The sequence below is a fragment of the Flavicella sp. genome, assembly GCF_029238425.1.
Classification (GTDB): Bacteria; Bacteroidota; Bacteroidia; order Flavobacteriales; family Flavobacteriaceae; genus Flavicella.
The window spans coordinates 1-18,234 of sequence record NZ_JAQWGB010000041.1; the positions used below are offsets into that span (position 1 = coordinate 1).

The window sequence follows — 18,234 nt, forward strand, 5'->3', positions numbered from 1 at the left end:
ACAAATTCTCCCTTAGCAACATCTACACCTTGATTGTTTGCTTTTGAAAACCCTACATTATCCTTATTACAGAGCAAGGTTACCTTCGGAAAGTTTTTTGATACTAAAGCACAACTATCATCTGAAGATGCATTATCTACAATAATGATTTCTGCATTTAAATTTGCGCATGCCTTTTCCACACTCCTTAGACATAAATCTAAAAAATGATAAACATTATAATTGACTATAACAACGGAGAGTTGAATGTTAGGTTTAGAAGTCAAGAAATTTCATTAAAATGGTTACTGTATAACGTATATACAGCTTGGTTATTGTTTCGACAAGATAAAAAAATTATTGATTTAATGAATCCCCAAAAGGAACTCTATTTGCAATACTTCTTCCTAAAGTTACTTCATCTGTATATTGAAGCTCATCCCCAACTGAAATTCCTCTCGCAATTGTAGAAATAGTAACATCATACGGCTTCAATTGTTTGTATATATAAAAATTGGTCGTATCGCCTTCCATTGTAGAACTTAAAGCTAATACAACCTCTGTTACACTTCCTTCTTTCACCTTTTCTATCAAACTTTCAATAGTAAGATTATGCGGACCAATCCCTTCCATGGGAGAAATACGCCCCCCCAAAACATGATACAAACCTTTGTATTGAACTGTATTTTCAATTGCCATTACATCCCTAATATCTTCAACAACGCAAACAATATTATCTTTACGATTGTGACTTGAACAAATTTCACATAGCTCCACATCAGATATATTATGACATTTTTTACATAATTTGACTTCCTCAACCAGTGTATTCAAGGCATTTGCCAAATGATTTGTATGTGATTTAGGTTGTTTTAACAGATGTAATACCAAACGTAAGGCAGTTCTCTTGCCTATCCCTGGCAACTGTGAAACTTCATTCACAGCATTTTCTAACAATTTCGATGAAAAATTCATTTCACAAATGTACTAATTTAGTCAAGTAAAACAGTCCTCTTTCAATCCAAAAAAACCTCTTAATTTGAAGGACTATTCAAATTCGTGAATAAAATTAATTAAAAACACTTCGTCCGTAAAAACTTTAGTATTTTCACTTTTTTAACAACCGATTTTTATGACAGCGTATCAAATTGTTTTTATCATACTAGCTTACTTTTTTGTTCTTCTAGGAATCTCATATTTTACGGGAAAAAATGATTCTAACAATTCCTTTTTTAAGGCTGAAAAAAAATCGCCCTGGTATGTAGTTGCTTTTGGGATGATTGGTGCATCTCTATCGGGTGTCACTTTTATATCAGTTCCTGGATGGGTTAAAGCAAGTCAGTTCAGCTATATGCAAATTGTATTAGGTTATTTAGCGGGTTATATTGTCATTGCTCTTGTTTTGTTACCCATTTATTACAAAGCAAATATCACCTCTATTTACGAATATTTGAGATCCCGATTTGGAATAGTCACACATAAAACGGGAGCGCTATTTTTCTTTATCTCAAGGGTACTTGGTGCATCATTTAGATTGTTTTTAGTGGCATCCGTATTTCAGTATTTTATTTTTGATGCTTGGAATATTCCTTTTGAACTTACAGTTGTCATCTCCATATTATTAATCTGGATGTACACATTTAAAGGCGGCATGAAAACCATCGTTTGGACAGATACCTTGCAAACACTATTTATGCTAACGGCAGTGGGTGTTGCTATATTTATTATTTGTGATAGCTTTCAATGGTCTTTTATAGAGGCATATCATTCTGATGAATTTCAAAGTTATTCCCAAATATTTTTTAGTGATGATTTGAATAGCAACAAACATATTCTAAAATCCTTCTTTGGAGGGATGTTTATAGCGATAGCCATGACTGGTTTAGATCAGGATATGATGCAAAAAAACCTTACTTGTAAGAGTACTAAAGAAGCACAATGGAACATTCTTTCTTTGGGTTTTGTTTTGATTTTTGTGAATTTTATTTTCTTGTCCTTAGGCGCACTATTATATATTTATGCTGATAAAAATGGTATTGATATTCCTGTAGTCGACGGAAATATCAAAACAGATTTGTTATTTCCTGAGATCGCTTTAAATCAAAATTTAGGTTTTCCTATAGCACTCGTTTTTATTCTAGGTTTAATAGCCGCTGCGTATTCAAGTGCGGATAGCGCACTCACTTCCCTCACAACTTCTTTTTGTTATGATTTTTTAGCAATTGAAAAACATGAAGAGAAAAAACAAAAAGACATTAGAAAAAAGGTACATATCGCAGTCTCTGTTTTATTGATTTTTGTAATCATACTGTTCAAACACGTATTAGAAGACAATGTGATAGGCAGTTTGTTAAAAGTAGCCAGTTATACCTACGGTCCGTTATTAGGTCTATTCGCATTTGGAATTTTCACAAAACATCAAATTACTGAAAAACTAGTTCCACTTGTTGCTCTTATTTCTCTCGTAATCACAGCTTTGCTAGATATTTACGCAGAATATTGGTTTCATGGATATAAATTTGGATACGAATTATTAATTTTAAATGGATCTATCACATTTATAGGCTTACTCTTATTAAAGACAAATAGTAACAAAATAGGCTAAAAAACATACAGTTCATTGCAAATAATAAGTATTTTTACAGCATGGAAAAAGACCTAAGTAACTACAGAAAAGTATACGTCAAAAAGGAATTATTAAAAAAGGATGTTCCTGAAAATCCTATGGAATTATTTCAAACATGGTTTCATGAAGTAGAACAATCCAATACTGTAGATGAAGCCAATGCTATGACTATTTCTACAGTCGGAATAGATGGATTCCCCAAAAGTAGAATTGTTCTTTTGAAAAAATTTACTTGGGAAGGTTTTATTTTTTATACAAATTACACAAGTGAAAAAGGAAAAGCTATTGAAGCCAATCCAAATGTTTGTTTGTCTTTTTTTTGGCAAGGAATGGAACAACAAATTATAATCAAGGGGAAAGCTGAAAAAGTTGCAGAAAACTTATCCGATGGATATTTTGATTCAAGACCTGATGGAAGTAAGCTCGGTGCATGGGCTTCTAATCAAAGCGAAATAGTTTCCTCAAAAGAAGTTTTAAACTCCAATTTAGAAAAATTTGAAAAGAAATTTCAAAACAAAGATATCCCTAGACCAGCGCATTGGGGAGGATATATAATAAAACCAGTCTCCATAGAGTTTTGGCAAGGAAGACCTAATAGGATGCACGACAGAATAAGATACACTTTGCAAAAAGATTTCAGTTGGAAAACAGACCGACTGGCTCCATAAAAACAACTACTCAACTTAACCAATCATAGGGACAAACCAAGAGTAACTCACAAAACAACTACTCCCCATAAAACATTTTTAGTATATTTGAACCATTAATTTGTATACATGAAAACAGTATATATTGTACGTCACGCTAAATCGTCTTGGGAGTACAAAGGCATAGAGGACATCGATAGACCCTTAAAAAAAAGAGGAATTAAAGACTCTTATTTAGTTGCTTCTGCACTCGTTAAAAAAATTGACAAGCCTGATGTGTTTATTACCAGTAGTGCTTCTAGAGCTTTATCTAGTGCAGTAATTTTTTCAAATGTTTTTAGCTATCCTTTATCTAATTTGCAAATAAAAAAATCTTTGTATAATTTTAGTGATGGGTACTTGGTGAAAACCATCAAGGCCTTGGATGATGAATTTGACTCTGCTATTATATTTAGTCATGATCATGGAATCAATGATTTTGTAAATAAATTTGGAGATACTTTTATTCCACATGTTCCTACCTGCGGAGTTGTGGCCATTCGTTTTGAAAACAATCATTGGAAAAGCATTAAAAAAGGAAAAACTTTATTTCAAGATTTCCCTAAAAATCATAAATAAAAACGAACTACATTGTTAGAAATTAAAAAATATGCAGCCATAGATATAGGATCTAATGCTGTTCGCTTGCTTATATCAAATATCGTTCTTGTAAAAGACGAAGAACCTAAATTTAAAAAATCGGCTTTGATTCGTGTGCCTATCCGTTTAGGAGCAGATGCCTTTATTTCTGGTACTATTTCAGAAGAAAACTCCATCCGAATGATAGATGCCATGAAAGCATTTAAATTATTAATGAATGTTCATGGTGTTGAGAAGTACAAAGCTTGTGCTACTTCTGCGATGAGAGACTCTTCTAATGGGGCTGAATTGATTGCAAGAATCAAAGAAGAAGCTGACATTTCTATTGAAATTATTGATGGTAAAAAGGAAGCGCAGATTATTGCATCTACAGATTTATCTCAATTGATTGAAGGACATAAATCTTATTTATATGTTGATGTTGGTGGTGGTAGTACAGAATTCACCGTTTTTTCAAAACAAAAACTTGTTGCTTCAAAATCTTTTAAAATGGGAACGGTTCGTTTGCTAAATAAAGAGGTGGATAAAAAAGAAACTTGGAAAGAAATTAAAAAGTGGATCGAAGCAAACACCAAAAACATGAAAAAAATTGTATTGATAGGTTCCGGAGGAAATATCAATAAAATTTTCAAAATGTCTGGTCAAAAAATCGACAAACCCCTTTCTTATATTTATATGAATGCTCATTATCAATTTTTGAAAAAAATGAGTTATGATGAACGTATTTCTGAACTAGGATTAAACCCTGATCGTGCAGATGTTATCATCCCTGCAACAAAAATATATTTATCAGCCATGAAATGGAGCGGTGCTAAGAAAATATATGTTCCTAAAATTGGTTTGTCTGATGGTATTATAAAAAGCTTGTATAGCGGAGTTCTAGAAGAATAATTCTATGTCTAAATTCTCAATACTTTTTGTTCTCTCCATTCTTTTAGGTTTTGTTTCTTGTAAAGAAGAACATGCTAAAAAAAAGGTCATTACTGAAACAAAGCAAGAAAAAAAGAAGGTTGAGAAAAAGATTGAAAAAAAACTTTTGGCACCGGAAGATCGTCAATATATTTTTGATTCTATCAGTACGAAAAACGCAGTCGCTTTTTTTACCGAATATGGTAAAACACATCCACAAACACGATTGAAAATCTCTACTCGATTGGGCGATATTTATGTCCGATTATACAAAGATACACCAATACATCGTGCTAGTTTTTTGTATTTAGTTGACAAAGGATATTATGATACCACTTGCTTTTATAGAATTGTTCCTGATTTTATTGTTCAAGGAGGAAGTTCGGACAACCTAGTAACTCCTGCTTACAAAACGCAATTACACGATTATAGAATCCCTTCAGAATTTAGGAAAAACAGAAAACACAAAAGAGGATGTATGGCCGCTGCTAGGGACTGGGAAAACAACCCTACCAAAGAGTCGACACCTTTTGAATTTTACTTTATCCAGGCTAGTAAAGATCAGTCACATTTGAATTATGAACACACGGTTTTTGGAGAAATCACCAAGGGTTTGAACGTGATAGATAAAATTACACAAGTAAGTATTGATAGATATGAATGGCCCGAGAAGGACATTCCTATGAAAATAACAATTCTAGATTAAACATCAAGAATTTATCACTAGTCAAACCAAACAACAAAAGTCTTCGGTTTTACTAAATTTGGAATTTGTTCTAATTGTACGTCGTTCGTTTGAATGGTATTTATTCCTAAATCCAATTTATCCAAAGTCATTGTAGCATTCAATTGATCTAAATACAAAACTACTTTTGTAAAGGTCGATTCTATTTTAGAAACATTCATTGCTAAATTTATCTCCTCAAATTTAGAATTTAATCCAACGGCACCTTGCTTGGTCACGTAGATAGGATCATGAATATCAACAGTTCTAATCGTAGACAAAGAATCTAAAGGTTCCTTCGGTGTTAAAGTCAGTAAATGCTTTCCTTCTTTTGAGTAGATCAGATAAAAATCGTCTTCTTGTGCGTATCTACCTTGATAACCAAGTATGCCTTCACTCAATCTTTTTACCACAGAATCGTTTTCAAATAAAGATTCTATCTCCATAACTTTAGTTTCTGAGGTAATCACACCTACCCTATTTTTTTCAACTGTAAATTCGTCTTTATTAGAACAACTCAGCATCGTTATAGAAAGCGCTAGGATTGAAATTGATTTGAAACTAAATATATTCATGGTTATTTGGGGTTTGTTTTATGATGGCTAAAAGTAGTTTTTTTCTTTTAAAAAGCTGTTATAATTTACATAAAATGAGCCCTAAAATTAAGAACTCCCTCCTTAAAACCAACTTCATTTCCCCAAAGTATTCCATTAAATTTTAATTATTTTAGATAGCCCGTAAACTATTTGGTTTGAGTATCTTTGCAGCCTGAAATTTAGATTATGAGTACGGAAAACAACAAAGAATTAATTGCCTCTGGAGAGATGCTTCCTTTGATGGAAGAATTTTACACAATTCAAGGAGAAGGAGGTTATACCGGTACAGCTGCATATTTTATTAGAATTGGTGGTTGCGATGTAGGTTGTCACTGGTGCGACGTTAAGGAAAGCTGGGATGCTAATTTACACCCTCCTACTTTGACTGATACTATTGTTTCCAATGCTAAAAACTATGCAAAAACTGTTGTTGTTACAGGTGGCGAACCTTTGATGTGGTCCCTGGACTATATCACCTCAAAACTTAGAACGGAAGGAATTCGCACGCATATTGAAACTTCAGGAGCCTATAACCTATCAGGTACTTGGGATTGGTTTTGTTTGTCTCCCAAGAAAACAAAATTACCATTAAAAGAGTGTCATCAGGCGGCAGATGAATTAAAAATGATCATTCATAACGCTAACGACTTTGTGTTTGCTGAAGAGCAAGCTGCAAAAGTTTCTAGCTCTTGTCAGTTGTACTTGCAGCCAGAATGGAGTAAGAAAGAAAAAATGATTCCTCAAATCATTGACTATGTGATGAAACATCCTAAGTGGAAAATTTCTTTACAAACGCATAAGTATTTAAATATTCCGTAGTATATACTTATTAAAAACTAGAACCTTAAGTCTCTATTTTCAATTTTAAATAAATTGTAAATAACTTCTGAAAAAGTTATCCAAATCCTTCCTTTGAAAATTATATATTCGCTTGCAATTCTTTTGCGAAATCGAATTATAGAAACTAAACAGGATCAATGAATAACGTTAAGAACTGGCTAAATTATTATCGGAATAGTTTATTTGATAGTGAAAATTTAGCTGTTGATATTGCAGGTATCAAAAACTTATACCACCAAATAAACTGTAACTTAGAAACGGGTACCATTCAAGAAAAGAATGCTACGCAAATGCTGGACCTTGAGGAAAGAAGGATCAACAGACTTAAAGGAGTTACAAAAAAGGACAGTCCTAATTGGTATCAGGTAACCGATACTGAAATCATCATTGCTCCTTTTGAGTTAGAATTGCAAAGTTCAAATTATAAAGCCGCTCCAATACATCCTTTTTGGATCAGAGCGCGTGTCAATAGATCTGGTCATTTATCAGCTCCTAAGGACATGTTTCCACTTATTGTTAGAAATTACCTTGCTCCAATTGCGGATATTGGAAATGAGTTTATTTTTTCAAAAATGGATCTTGTAGAGGAAGCTAGAGAAATGGAAACTCCCTTTCCTTTAGACGATGAAGAAATAGTTTCTTGGGATATTTATTGGGCCTATATCAATGATGTGTTTGAAGCAATCGCTTTTAGTGATATGAATTTCTATAATGCTGAAGGATATACCACCCGCCATAAAGTAACCTACTTTGCAAAAAGTTCTAAAATTGCAACTGCAAAAAGCATTTTGTTTTTGTATGAAAACCTATTGAATGAAACCATAGATTTTCCTTTGATTGAAAAATTAGTGGACCCTGTTGATAGAGAAAGAAAAACTGCTATTACCGATGATGGTTTTTTAAATTACAACCATTTGCATTTGGGGCAAATGTCAAATGAATTTCCTCTCTCAATAAGTCAGAGAAAAACATTGCTTTCTTATTTAACTGCTGAAGCAAATTCTGTAACCGCTGTAAATGGTCCCCCTGGTACCGGAAAAACTACCTTATTACAAAGTTTAGTGGCAACGGAAGTTGTTCGGTCGGCCATAAAAGGAGAAGAAGCACCTGTTATTCTTGCTTGTTCAACAAACAACCAGGCGGTAACTAATATTATTGATAGTTTTATCAACTCTGTCAGTACTATGGATGAACTCTCTGAACGATGGATTCCTGGTTTTCATGGATATGCAACCTATTTACCTTCCAATTCTAAAAGTGAAAAAACCTTAAAAAATATTAATTTTTTAAAAGGGAATCTGTTTGGACATGAAGGAACTCTATGCGACTTAGAAAATGAAACCTATGTATATGATGCTGAAAATTTCTTTTTTGATAAATATTACGAATATTTTGGCTTTGAAGCAGATTCTTTAGAAGACGCTTGTGATCATCTGCAAGAAGAAATTACCATTGTAGAAGACAACTTGATCAATGGTGTTCATATTTCAAGAGAATTTATTGAATACATCAATAAAACCAACTCTGTTTTAATCGACAATAAGCACTTCATTCAAAAGGATTGTGTAAACGTTTTACAAATCCAACAATGGAGAAAATCACTTACGTCATTAAAATCCAAATCTAAGGATTCAGAATTTTCGGAAGAGATTTTATCAATTTTTAAGTTATCCAATACCAACGAGAAAAGTGAAACTCAAATTTTTGAAATTTCTTCAGAGATTTTTGAGGAAAAGGAATCTTCATTAAATTATATAAAACAGCTTATATCTGATTTGAATGGTGTTTTGAATTCATTCGCCAGATTAAAAGAATGGAAAGAACAGAACAACATAAAAGGTTTTCCATTAGTTTCTGAAGAAGAAATGTGGAATTATGAATTCGAGAAAATGGACACACAAGATTTTTCTCAGCGCTTTTTTTATGATGAAATAGACATTACACTAAGACACAAAGCATTTCTTTTGGCAACACATTATTGGGAAGCAAGATGGATCAGTGCTACCTTAGAAATGTTAGAAGAAAACACAGAAAAAGGAACAGGAGAATTAGTCATCCAACAAAAATGGAAACGACGTGCCATGCTTACGCCCTGTTTTGTAGCGACCTTTTATATGGCACCAACTCATTTTGTTTACAGCCAATTTCAAGGTGAAAACGAAGAAGGAAACCCTATTTTTGAATACTTACCACTCTACAACTTTTTAGATCTATTGATCATTGACGAAGCAGGACAAGTTACCCCTGAAGTAAGTATTCCGCTTTTCTCACTTGCGCAAAAAGCAATCGTGGTGGGAGATTTAAAACAAATAGAACCCATTTGGATGATACCACAAGGGATTGATGCAGGTAACTTGAGTAATCAGAATATTACATCGAGCAAGGAGGAAAATGATTATTTAGAAAATTTAGGTTTTTTATCTTCCTCTGGAAGTATCATGAAAATGGCACAGAATGCCTGTGAATTTGAAACTCCATTGGTTAAAGAAACTGAAAAAGAGAAAGGACTACTTCTTTTAGAACACAGACGATGTAATGATGAAATTATAGGTTTCTGTAATGAATTGGCCTATGGTGGAATTTTAAAACCTATGAAAGGTAGCGCCAAACCAGATCAAATTTTTCCTTCCATGATGGCCTATCATATAGATGGTGTAAGCGAAAGAAAATACAATAGTAGATGTAATCTTATCGAAGTTAAGTCGATTATTGCTTGGCTAAACAAAAACAAAGAAGCAATCAAAGAAGCATACAATGTTGAATCTGTTGAAAAAGTATTGGGTATCATAACTCCTTTCACTAGTCAAAAGAGTGAGCTATCCAAAGCCTTATCCGATTCTGGTTATAAGATAAATGACATCAAATTAGGTACCGTACATGCCCTTCAAGGAGCAGAAAGAAATATTGTTTTGTTTAGTTCCGTCTATACTCATGAAGATGAAGGAACCTTATTTTTTGATCGCGACAACAAACCTAATATGTTAAATGTTGCCGTATCAAGGGCTAGGGATAGTTTTATATTATTCGGAGACACTCGTGTATTTGATGAAAACAACGAAACACCTTCTGGAGTCTTAAAGAAGCATCTTAATTTAGTAGAAGTGGAACATTAGGTTGAAATATTTTATACATCAAGCCAACTGAATCTTAAGTTTTCAACAGCCATAAATCACCGATACACTCCATAAAAACTATTAAGTACAATCCATAAAAACCGGTAGTAACCGAAATAAAAAAACAACTAACCAAAACTACCAAAACCCAATATAAAACACTAACAACCAGTCACGTGATAAATAAACGTATAAGGTACGCGTTATATTATTTTATCTTTTTATTTGTTTTTTAATATTTTTAATCCTTATCTTTACTATGCTATGAAAAAAGACTTATTAACATTTTGGATATTTCTAAATAAAACTATTGACTGACTCTGTTTGAAAAAATTTAAACACAAGAGCTTTCACATTTCATTTAGAAATATTTTTTTTCATAGTGTTTTGACGGAAATTAATTTATGAGACTTTCATAAATTAAAGATAAAATGATTTTGCGACGTTTTATTTAACCAACTACCAATTAAACAAACTATGAATTCACTACTTACCAGAATTGAATCTTCTCAAGATGCAATTAATTTTCTGACCAAAAATGTAACAGCAGAAAATTGGAACTACATTGAAGAATCCTTAATTATGGCGAAATTCAAAGCAGATTTAAATCTTAGCAAAGATTTATTTGACGCCTTGGAATGGCCTTTGGACAAATCTTCATATCTAAAATACCTAGAAACATTTCAAAAATGGGTACCACAAGAGAGTGATGCCAAAGTTTGGAAAAAACCAGGTACTGCCCACAGTCAAGAGGTATACGATAGATTATCTCATTTTTATTTTTTAACTGATCAACAGACTGGAATTGGAACATTAGCCGAAAACATTAATTGGTTTTCAGAATTTTTAGTTCATTTTGCAGAAAACTGGGGTTCCTATCTAGACACCAACGAATCTTTTAACGATACTATTTTAACCAACTACATAAAACACTCACCTCAATATAGAATTCAAGATTCATTGATAAATGGTAGACCCAATAGTAATTGGAATTGCTTCAATGACTTTTTTGCACGTGAATTAAACCCTGGATTAAGACCTGTTGATAGTCCTGAAGACAATAGAGTAATAACCAGTCCAGCCGACTCTACTTTTAAAAAGAAATATGCAATAGATGCAAACTCTAATATTGAACCAATAACAATAAAACAAACACATACTTTCGGAAATATACCTGAACTATTAAAAGACAGCAAATACAAGAACTCCTTTGCTAACGGTACGTTTGTTCATTATTTTTTAGGTCCATATTCTTATCATAGATTTCATTCTCCTGTCTGTGGTTTGGTAAAAGAAAGCTACCCAGTATACGGATTGACATCGTTAGACGTAAATATTCAAGAAGATGGTCAATTTAATACTCCAGATAATGCTGCGAACGGGTATCAATTTTCTCAATCTAGGGGAATTTTAATTTTAGACACTAGAAATTCTCCACAAGGGGATGTAGGTCTTGTTGCCGTAATTCCTGTAGGGATGTCTCAAATATCATCAGTTCATATGTTAGCCACACCCGATACCGTGATTGAAAAAGGAGAAGAATTTGGGTATTTCAAATTCGGTGGTTCTGACGTAATATTACTCTTCCAAGAAGGAAAAGCTCCAAAAGTCGATGAGTGCGAGGGTTACCGTCATTATGGAAATAGTATTAGTAGGTGCGCGAAAAACATACAATAAATATTGAAACTAGTTCGCACAATATGGATCGGGGGAAAAAATATTGTTTAAACGCGAATTAGTTTCATTTATAAAATTACATAAATTAAGGTTAAGTTAGATTTTAAAACTAATCCGAATAACTATTAAGTAGGGGGTATTTAATAATTAATTTTCGGATTAGTTTTATTTATTTGTAAGCAGTATTTTTGCCGACATGGAAAACAAAAAGTCGGTTTTAAAAAAACTACATAGAGCAGTTGGAGAAGCCATAGAGCAATACTCTATGATTCAAGAGGGAGATAATATTATGATTTGTCTTTCCGGTGGTAAGGATAGTTATACCCTTTTGCATATGTTGCTGCACTTTCAAAAAGTTGCCCCTATTCAATTTGAACTGATTGCTGTAAACTTAGACCAGAAACAGCCAGGATTTCCTGAAGAAGTTCTGCCCACCTATCTTTCAAAACTAGAAGTTCCATATAAAATCATAGAGAAAAACACCTATAAAGTAGTCATGGACAAAACTCCTGAAGGTAAAACAACATGCAGTTTATGTTCTAGACTAAGAAGAGGTACTCTTTATGAAGCAGCCAAAAATTTAGGTTGTAACAAAATTGCTTTAGGACATCATAGAGACGACATTTTAGAAACATTTTTACTGAATTTTTTCTTTTCAGGGAAACTTGAAACTATGCCACCTAAATTTTTAAATGATGCAAAAGATCTGGAAATATTACGCCCATTATCGTTATGTAAAGAAAGTGATATCCAGCAATATTCTAATCAAATGGATTTCCCTATAATCCCTTGTAATCTTTGTGGATCTCAAGAAAACCTTCAAAGAAAAAAAGTAAAACAGATGATTGCAGATTGGGAGACAGAGTTCCCAGATAGAAGCTCTATCATGATGAATGCATTGTCAAATGTGTTCCCTTCTCACCTATTGGATAAAAATCTTTATAACTTCAAAGAATTAAAAGGAAAGGATTTATCATCTTTGGTTTAAGTTTTATTTTTTTTCTATAAATTAGTGAAAAACTTATTTATATGAAAAGAATCTATTTCCTCGCAATTCTATTTGCTATCGTTTCTCAATCACAAGCACAAAGTATCCTTGGGCAATGGGAAACTTATGATGATAAGACAAATGAAAAAAAGGCAATCATCGAAATTTACAAACAAGAAGATGCCTATTTTGCTAAAATTGTAAAAAACTTTGTACGCGATGAGGATGCTGTTTGTGAAAAATGCGAAGGTGATAAAAAAAATCATCCAATAATAGGCTTGGTCATCATTGAAAACCTCAAAGAAAACAAAGATGAATTTGATGGAGGAACAATTCTTGACCCCGAGTCTGGTGATATTTACAAATGTTACTTGAAATTAGTTGAAAACAATAAGCTTAAAGTACGTGGATTTATTGGTTTTTCTTTACTTGGACGAACCCAATACTGGCTCAGAAAAGAATAATTTTTTATTGATTCCAAAAAAAACTTTAACTTAAATAAAAAAAAACATAAAAAAAACCATCTTACTTTTAGCTTTCGCTACCATAATTATGAGTTGCGATAATAAACCAACATCAGAATCCCCTAAAAAACCAAATATTTTACTACTTGTTGGTGACGATATTGGTTTTGGAGATTTGAATGCATTTGGATCAGAAATAAAAACACCGCATATGAACAGACTGGCTGATGCCGGAGTACGCTTTACAAATTTTCATGCTTCTCCAGTATGTAGCGTCACAAGATCTATGTTAATGACAGGTTGTAACAATATTGAAATAGGATTAGGGTCTTTTGATTATTCCTTTTACCCTCCAACAAAAGGAGTATCAGGTTACGAGGGATATTTAACCAAAAATGCTGTTGCCATTTCAGAACTGTTGAGAGATGCCGGATACGAAGTTTATAAATCCGGAAAATGGCATTTAGGAGGAGAAGCTGCAGGAGGTTATGGTCCTTTGGAATGGGGATTTACAAAAGAATTTGGGATACTATCTGGTGGTTCTAATCACTGGAATAACTGGGCAATGACTCCAGATTTTAGTGATCCAAATGGATTAAATGTCAAACGAGAAGAACATTTCACACTAAATGGCGAACATTTTGAAAGACCAAATGGAGTTTACTCTGGAGAACTTTACACAAATCAAATGTTACAATTTTTAAAGGAAGGAGAATCAGAAAAAAAACCATGGTTTGCATATATGGCATTTACCACAGCTCATTTTCCTATTCAAGCTCCAGCCGAAAAAATCGATAAGCACTATAAAAAATATCTAGAATTAGGATTTGCTGGCCTTAAAAAAGAACGCTACGAAAGTTTGAAAAAGAAAGGACTGATTACCCAAACAGCGACAGAACCTCTATTTAACGACATTACCCATAAATGGGAATGCCTTACTCAAAAAGAGAAGGAAATTCAGGCCAAAGTGATGGCAACCTATGCTGCTATGATAGAAGATCAAGATGATAGGACTGGACAGATTTTAGATTATTTAAAAGAATCTGGTCAATTAGACAACACTCTTGTCATCTACCTTACGGATAATGGACCAGAAGGATTCGAGGCAACACATCCAAAAACCGGTAATCCAGAAATGGCGAAATGGATTGAAACGCAATTTGACCAAAGTTTTGAGGCCATTGGAACCGCAAACTCAGAACACACAATTGGTGTATCATGGGCCAATGCTGCTACAGGAGGTTTACAATGGTGGAAATGGTTTATTGGTGAAGGAGGAATCCGAGTACCTATGATGATTGTTCCGCCAGGGGCTTTTTCTAATACCTATGAAAAGGCAGGAGAAATTTCTAATGCGGTAGTTTCTGTAAAGGATTTACCTATGACTATATTAGATTACGCAGGAGTCAAACACCCACAAAACAAATATAAAGACAGAGATATTGTCGCTCCTTCTGGTATCAGTACACGTCCATTTTTAGAAGGTAAAAAAGATCATATTAGAAACGAAAAACAATGGTATGCCTTTGAATTATTCGGAAATGGATACCTTATGCAAAGAAATTATAAAGTTATAAAAGTAAGAGAAGGTATGTTTGGAGACGGGAATTGGCATTTATATGATGTTGTTTCAGATCCGTCTGAAATGAAACCGTTGGAAAACAGCATGCCAGAAAAATTTAACTCTATGAAAAACTTGTATCTTTCTTATGCCAAAGACCATAATATCATGGAAGTTGTACCAGAATGGAATCCTTTTAAGGCAGCAAGTGAATAAAACGAAATAAATGAAGTATCTAAAAATATTTTTCATTCTTCTTATCATTGGATTGGTATCAAGCCGTTGTTCCCAAAACTCAGAAAATACAGATCTTATAAAAGTAACTGGATCTATTGAAGCATTAGGCATGACCACTTTTCAATACGGTACACATCGCATTGATAAGTACGTTATAAAAAGTGAAAAGATTGATTTACAAGAATTTTTGAACGAAAAAGTTACCATATCAGGAAAAATTGTTGAAGGCTATCCTATTGAAGGAGGCCCTATCCTATTATTAGTTGAAAAAATAGAACCATAATAAAAAACGGCTTGTAAGATAAACAAGCCGATTTTTTACATTTACCAAACAGCCTTACACGAATAAAAAATGAAACTCAAACAATTTATTTATTCATTTGCTTTAGGAATATTATTATCCTGTGCCACTATTCCTAAAGGATTTGATGCCGCTTCTCCATTTTCTAAAGAAAAATATTTAGGTAAATGGTTTGAAATTGCTCGACTTGATTTTAAATTTGAAAAAAACCTCAACAACACTACCGCTGAATATAGTATGAATTCCAACGGAACCATTAAGGTAGATAATAATGGATTTGATGTAAAACGGAAAAAATGGAAACAAGCCATCGGTAAAGCAAAATTTATTGACTCGGATACAATTGCAAAGCTAAAAGTTTCGTTTTTTGGTCCATTTTATAGTGGTTACAATGTTTTATCAATAGACAACAACTACTCCCAAGCCTTAGTTTCTGGAAGTTCTACAAAATATCTTTGGATACTATCTCGAAAAACAACCATTCCTATAGGTATAAAGGAGAAATACCTCAAAATTGCAGATAGTCTAGGATTCCCTATTCAAGAATTGGCTTGGGTAAAACATACTGACTAAACAATACTTAACTCAATTTTTATCCAAGCTAATTCCTAGCAATTCTAATTAACATTTTACAAGTTAAGGTAAAATAAAGTCAATGTCTATTTAATATCAAGTAGTTAAAACGCTCTACAACAAACTGTATTTCATAAGTTTACTCCCAACTAAACTTAACAAACATGAAAAACAAACTAAAGACCCTAGGTAGCTTATTACTACTTGGGTACGGAAGCCTAATGGCTCAAGATTGGTCCAACACCCCTATTCCTGTATCTGCAGGTACCGGACAAACTTGGCAACTACTAGAATCTCATTCAGATCAATTTAATTACACCGGAAAAACAGCGGCCTTTACAAATAAATGGAAAGACAGTTATTTTAATGGATGGCTTGGGCCTGGACTTACCGAATGGGCGAGTAATCATTCTTATGTAGCAGATGGAAACCTAATTTTGAGATCTTCAAGAAAAGCAGGAACAAACAAAGTAAATACAGGAATCATCACCTCTAAAACCAAGGTAAAATATCCTGTTTACATGGAAGCCAGGATATTGGTAAACAAACTAGAATTATCCTCAAATTTCTGGTTTTTAAGTGAAGATGCTAAAAAAGAAATCGATGTTTTAGAAGTATACGGTGGTGCGAGTTCAGAATGGTTCGCTAAAAACATGTCCACTAACTTTCATGTATTCTACAGAGATCCAAACGACAATTCCATTATCAGTGATTTCAATGCTCAAAACCACATTCATGCCCCTAACAACGGAAAATGGAGTGATACATGGCATACCTATGGTGTTTATTGGAAAAGTCCAACAGACGTGAGGTTCTTTATCGATGGTGTAGAATCTACTTCTGGTTCATGGCAAAATGCGGTGATGAAAGACAAAGATTATACAGGCGCTATTCTTGACAAATCTCAATATAATATGAGTGAAGAATTATTTATGATATTGGATACCGAGGATCATGAATGGAGGTCAAATGCAGGTATTATAGCATCAGATGCGGATCTTGCCAACAATTCTAAAAACAAAATGTATGTGGATTGGGTACGTACATACAAACCTGTTGCTACTGCTACCAATGCTCCAATTGGTCAAACTATTTGGTTGAAAGCCAACAACGGATCTGGAAAATATGTTTGCGCCGAAAAATCGGTTACAAATAATCCTTTAGAAGCCGATAGAAATAGCGTTGGTGCATGGGAAAAATTCACTGTTGAAAATGCTGGTAATGGCTTAATTGCTTTGAAAGCTAGTTCTACCAACACCTATGTAAGTGCCAGAATAGATGTGACCGGAAGTCCAATTAGAGCCTATCAAACCTTTATTGGAAGTTGGGAGAAATTCTCTTGGGAAAGCCAAGGAACGGGAAAAGTTGCATTAAAAGCAAATGCAAATGGAAAATATGTTCAGGCACAATTACATCTAACAGATGCTCCCTTAGCAGCAGTTGGTCCAAATGTACAAGGTTGGGAAACTTTTAATTGGGGAACCACTAGTGCTAAATTTGGGAAACAAACGAATAGTGATTTAGAAACTGAAGCAACAACGATGTATCCTATCCCTGCCAAAGATAAAATCACCATTTCATTCAATGAAAATGATCATTTTTCTTCTTTACAAATTCTAAATTCAAATGGACAAGTTTTACTTCAAGACAGTATTGATGAAAAGAGTGGTAACAAAACCATCGACCTATCTAATATTGCCGATGGTATGTACATTCTTTATCTGACGGGAATAGATTCTAAAACCATGAAATTTATCAAAGGTTAGTAAAAGCAAATAAATAGTAATAAAGCTATCTACTTCATGTGGATAGCTTTTTTATTTAAATGAAATAGCGGATTGATAGTATAATTACTTTTTATTTAACTAACTTAACATATCAAATTTGCTATGTTATGAAATATCTACACCTTTTTTTCAAAAGAATTTCCGTTCTAATTCTTTTTCTATTATCCATTTTTATTTTCACTTTTGAATCCTGCGAATCTAAACAAAACAAAAAACTGGATCCAATGGAAGGTGTTTGGGAACTCACACATTTTTATCATACGGCAAATGGTGATACTTTAATTATCGACACAAAAAAAACACAACACAAAATTTATTTAGATGGCTTTGTTATTTGGAATGTAAGTCCTACAAGTAAAACTGATGAATGGCATGGGTTTGGAACCTATAGCTTTTCTAACGATACTATAACAGAGAAACTGACATCCATGTCAAACTCTATGAAGAGTGATAACAATACGTATATCATTCCCATTGAATTAAAAAAGAATATTTATAAACAAATCAATACATATACAGCTAACGATACTTTATATCAAAATATCGAAGTTTATAAAAAAATAAATCAGTAAT

Annotated in this window: 18 protein-coding genes; 15 read left to right on the top strand and 3 right to left on the bottom strand. The window is 33.2% G+C overall.

Features of this window, described 5'->3' with window-relative positions:
• Both P8H68_RS02690 and recR read right to left on the bottom strand, forming a co-directional pair.
• A partial coding sequence (locus P8H68_RS02690) for a glycosyltransferase (RefSeq protein ID WP_300321270.1) occupies positions 1 to 182 on the bottom strand: 182 nt, incomplete at its 3' end.
• 154 nt (positions 183 to 336) lie between these two features.
• Positions 337 to 954 (bottom strand): recombination mediator RecR, encoded by a 618-nt coding sequence (gene recR / locus P8H68_RS02695; protein WP_300321274.1) that lies wholly within the window; start codon positions 952 to 954, stop codon positions 337 to 339.
• A 157-nt stretch (positions 955 to 1,111) separates the two neighbouring features.
• Between recR and P8H68_RS02700 the strand changes: the two genes are divergently transcribed.
• The 5 genes from P8H68_RS02700 (at position 1,112) to P8H68_RS02720 (ending at position 5,506) form a co-directional block, all read left to right on the top strand.
• Entirely contained in the window at positions 1,112 to 2,584 is a 1,473-nt protein-coding gene (locus P8H68_RS02700; protein WP_300321276.1) for a sodium:solute symporter, read from the top strand.
• Between the two features lie 41 nt (positions 2,585 to 2,625).
• Positions 2,626 to 3,273, top strand: coding sequence for a pyridoxamine 5'-phosphate oxidase (gene pdxH / locus P8H68_RS02705; RefSeq protein WP_300321278.1), 648 nt, complete (start codon positions 2,626 to 2,628; stop codon positions 3,271 to 3,273).
• A gap of 108 nt (positions 3,274 to 3,381) precedes the next feature.
• Complete coding sequence (locus tag P8H68_RS02710; RefSeq protein WP_300321279.1) at positions 3,382 to 3,870, top strand: histidine phosphatase family protein; 489 nt, start codon at positions 3,382 to 3,384, stop codon at positions 3,868 to 3,870.
• A 12-nt stretch (positions 3,871 to 3,882) separates the two neighbouring features.
• Positions 3,883 to 4,782, top strand: coding sequence for an exopolyphosphatase (locus P8H68_RS02715; RefSeq protein WP_300321282.1), 900 nt, complete (start codon positions 3,883 to 3,885; stop codon positions 4,780 to 4,782).
• A gap of 4 nt (positions 4,783 to 4,786) precedes the next feature.
• On the top strand, positions 4,787 to 5,506 hold the full coding sequence (locus P8H68_RS02720; RefSeq protein ID WP_300321285.1) for a peptidylprolyl isomerase: 720 nt from the start codon (positions 4,787 to 4,789) through the stop codon (positions 5,504 to 5,506).
• A gap of 17 nt (positions 5,507 to 5,523) precedes the next feature.
• Here P8H68_RS02720 and P8H68_RS02725 read toward each other — a convergent pair whose 3' ends face one another.
• Positions 5,524 to 6,099, bottom strand: a complete 576-nt coding sequence (locus tag P8H68_RS02725; RefSeq protein ID WP_300321288.1) for a hypothetical protein — start codon at positions 6,097 to 6,099, stop codon at positions 5,524 to 5,526.
• Positions 6,100 to 6,306: 207 nt separating this feature from the next.
• On the opposite strand from P8H68_RS02725, the gene P8H68_RS02730 reads away from it, so the two are divergent.
• The 10 genes from P8H68_RS02730 (at position 6,307) to P8H68_RS02775 (ending at position 18,233) form a co-directional block, all read left to right on the top strand.
• Positions 6,307 to 6,939 carry a 7-carboxy-7-deazaguanine synthase QueE gene (locus tag P8H68_RS02730; protein WP_300321290.1) on the top strand — a complete coding sequence of 211 codons (633 nt, stop codon included), beginning with the start codon at positions 6,307 to 6,309 and terminating at the stop codon, positions 6,937 to 6,939.
• A 158-nt stretch (positions 6,940 to 7,097) separates the two neighbouring features.
• Positions 7,098 to 10,073, top strand: coding sequence for an AAA domain-containing protein (locus tag P8H68_RS02735; RefSeq protein WP_300321293.1), 2,976 nt, complete (start codon positions 7,098 to 7,100; stop codon positions 10,071 to 10,073).
• Between the two features lie 477 nt (positions 10,074 to 10,550).
• Positions 10,551 to 11,750, top strand: a complete 1,200-nt coding sequence (locus P8H68_RS02740) for a phosphatidylserine decarboxylase (protein WP_300321296.1) — start codon at positions 10,551 to 10,553, stop codon at positions 11,748 to 11,750.
• A 196-nt stretch (positions 11,751 to 11,946) separates the two neighbouring features.
• Positions 11,947 to 12,738 (top strand): tRNA 2-thiocytidine(32) synthetase TtcA, encoded by a 792-nt coding sequence (gene ttcA / locus P8H68_RS02745; RefSeq protein WP_300321298.1) that lies wholly within the window; start codon positions 11,947 to 11,949, stop codon positions 12,736 to 12,738.
• 41 nt (positions 12,739 to 12,779) lie between these two features.
• Positions 12,780 to 13,202 carry a DUF2147 domain-containing protein gene (locus P8H68_RS02750; RefSeq protein ID WP_300321300.1) on the top strand — a complete coding sequence of 141 codons (423 nt, stop codon included), beginning with the start codon at positions 12,780 to 12,782 and terminating at the stop codon, positions 13,200 to 13,202.
• 88 nt (positions 13,203 to 13,290) lie between these two features.
• The gene (locus P8H68_RS02755) at positions 13,291 to 14,979 is read left to right on the top strand and encodes an arylsulfatase (protein ID WP_300321303.1); all 1,689 of its coding nucleotides are present in this window, start codon (positions 13,291 to 13,293) and stop codon (positions 14,977 to 14,979) included.
• 10 nt (positions 14,980 to 14,989) lie between these two features.
• Positions 14,990 to 15,283 (top strand): hypothetical protein, encoded by a 294-nt coding sequence (locus tag P8H68_RS02760; protein ID WP_300321306.1) that lies wholly within the window; start codon positions 14,990 to 14,992, stop codon positions 15,281 to 15,283.
• Positions 15,284 to 15,352: 69 nt separating this feature from the next.
• Positions 15,353 to 15,874, top strand: coding sequence for a lipocalin family protein (locus P8H68_RS02765; protein WP_300321309.1), 522 nt, complete (start codon positions 15,353 to 15,355; stop codon positions 15,872 to 15,874).
• Positions 15,875 to 16,038: 164 nt separating this feature from the next.
• Positions 16,039 to 17,640: a T9SS type A sorting domain-containing protein gene (locus P8H68_RS02770; RefSeq protein ID WP_300321311.1), complete on the top strand. Its 1,602-nt coding sequence runs from the start codon at positions 16,039 to 16,041 to the stop codon at positions 17,638 to 17,640.
• 128 nt (positions 17,641 to 17,768) lie between these two features.
• A complete protein-coding gene (locus P8H68_RS02775; RefSeq protein ID WP_300321313.1) occupies positions 17,769 to 18,233 on the top strand; it encodes a hypothetical protein in 465 nt (154 codons plus the stop codon).
• Position 18,234: the final 1 nt, after the last annotated feature.

Coding starts and splice junctions, on each gene's coding strand:
- recR (WP_300321274.1), bottom strand. CDS start 954: ATGAATTTTTCATCGAAATTGTTAGAAAATGCTGTGAATGAAGTTTCA.
- P8H68_RS02700 (WP_300321276.1), top strand. CDS start 1,112: ATGACAGCGTATCAAATTGTTTTTATCATACTAGCTTACTTTTTTGTT.
- pdxH (WP_300321278.1), top strand. CDS start 2,626: ATGGAAAAAGACCTAAGTAACTACAGAAAAGTATACGTCAAAAAGGAA.
- P8H68_RS02710 (WP_300321279.1), top strand. CDS start 3,382: ATGAAAACAGTATATATTGTACGTCACGCTAAATCGTCTTGGGAGTAC.
- P8H68_RS02720 (WP_300321285.1), top strand. CDS start 4,787: ATGTCTAAATTCTCAATACTTTTTGTTCTCTCCATTCTTTTAGGTTTT.
- P8H68_RS02725 (WP_300321288.1), bottom strand. CDS start 6,099: ATGAATATATTTAGTTTCAAATCAATTTCAATCCTAGCGCTTTCTATA.
- P8H68_RS02730 (WP_300321290.1), top strand. CDS start 6,307: ATGAGTACGGAAAACAACAAAGAATTAATTGCCTCTGGAGAGATGCTT.
- P8H68_RS02735 (WP_300321293.1), top strand. CDS start 7,098: ATGAATAACGTTAAGAACTGGCTAAATTATTATCGGAATAGTTTATTT.
- P8H68_RS02740 (WP_300321296.1), top strand. CDS start 10,551: ATGAATTCACTACTTACCAGAATTGAATCTTCTCAAGATGCAATTAAT.
- ttcA (WP_300321298.1), top strand. CDS start 11,947: ATGGAAAACAAAAAGTCGGTTTTAAAAAAACTACATAGAGCAGTTGGA.
- P8H68_RS02750 (WP_300321300.1), top strand. CDS start 12,780: ATGAAAAGAATCTATTTCCTCGCAATTCTATTTGCTATCGTTTCTCAA.
- P8H68_RS02755 (WP_300321303.1), top strand. CDS start 13,291: ATGAGTTGCGATAATAAACCAACATCAGAATCCCCTAAAAAACCAAAT.
- P8H68_RS02760 (WP_300321306.1), top strand. CDS start 14,990: ATGAAGTATCTAAAAATATTTTTCATTCTTCTTATCATTGGATTGGTA.
- P8H68_RS02765 (WP_300321309.1), top strand. CDS start 15,353: ATGAAACTCAAACAATTTATTTATTCATTTGCTTTAGGAATATTATTA.
- P8H68_RS02770 (WP_300321311.1), top strand. CDS start 16,039: ATGAAAAACAAACTAAAGACCCTAGGTAGCTTATTACTACTTGGGTAC.
- P8H68_RS02775 (WP_300321313.1), top strand. CDS start 17,769: ATGAAATATCTACACCTTTTTTTCAAAAGAATTTCCGTTCTAATTCTT.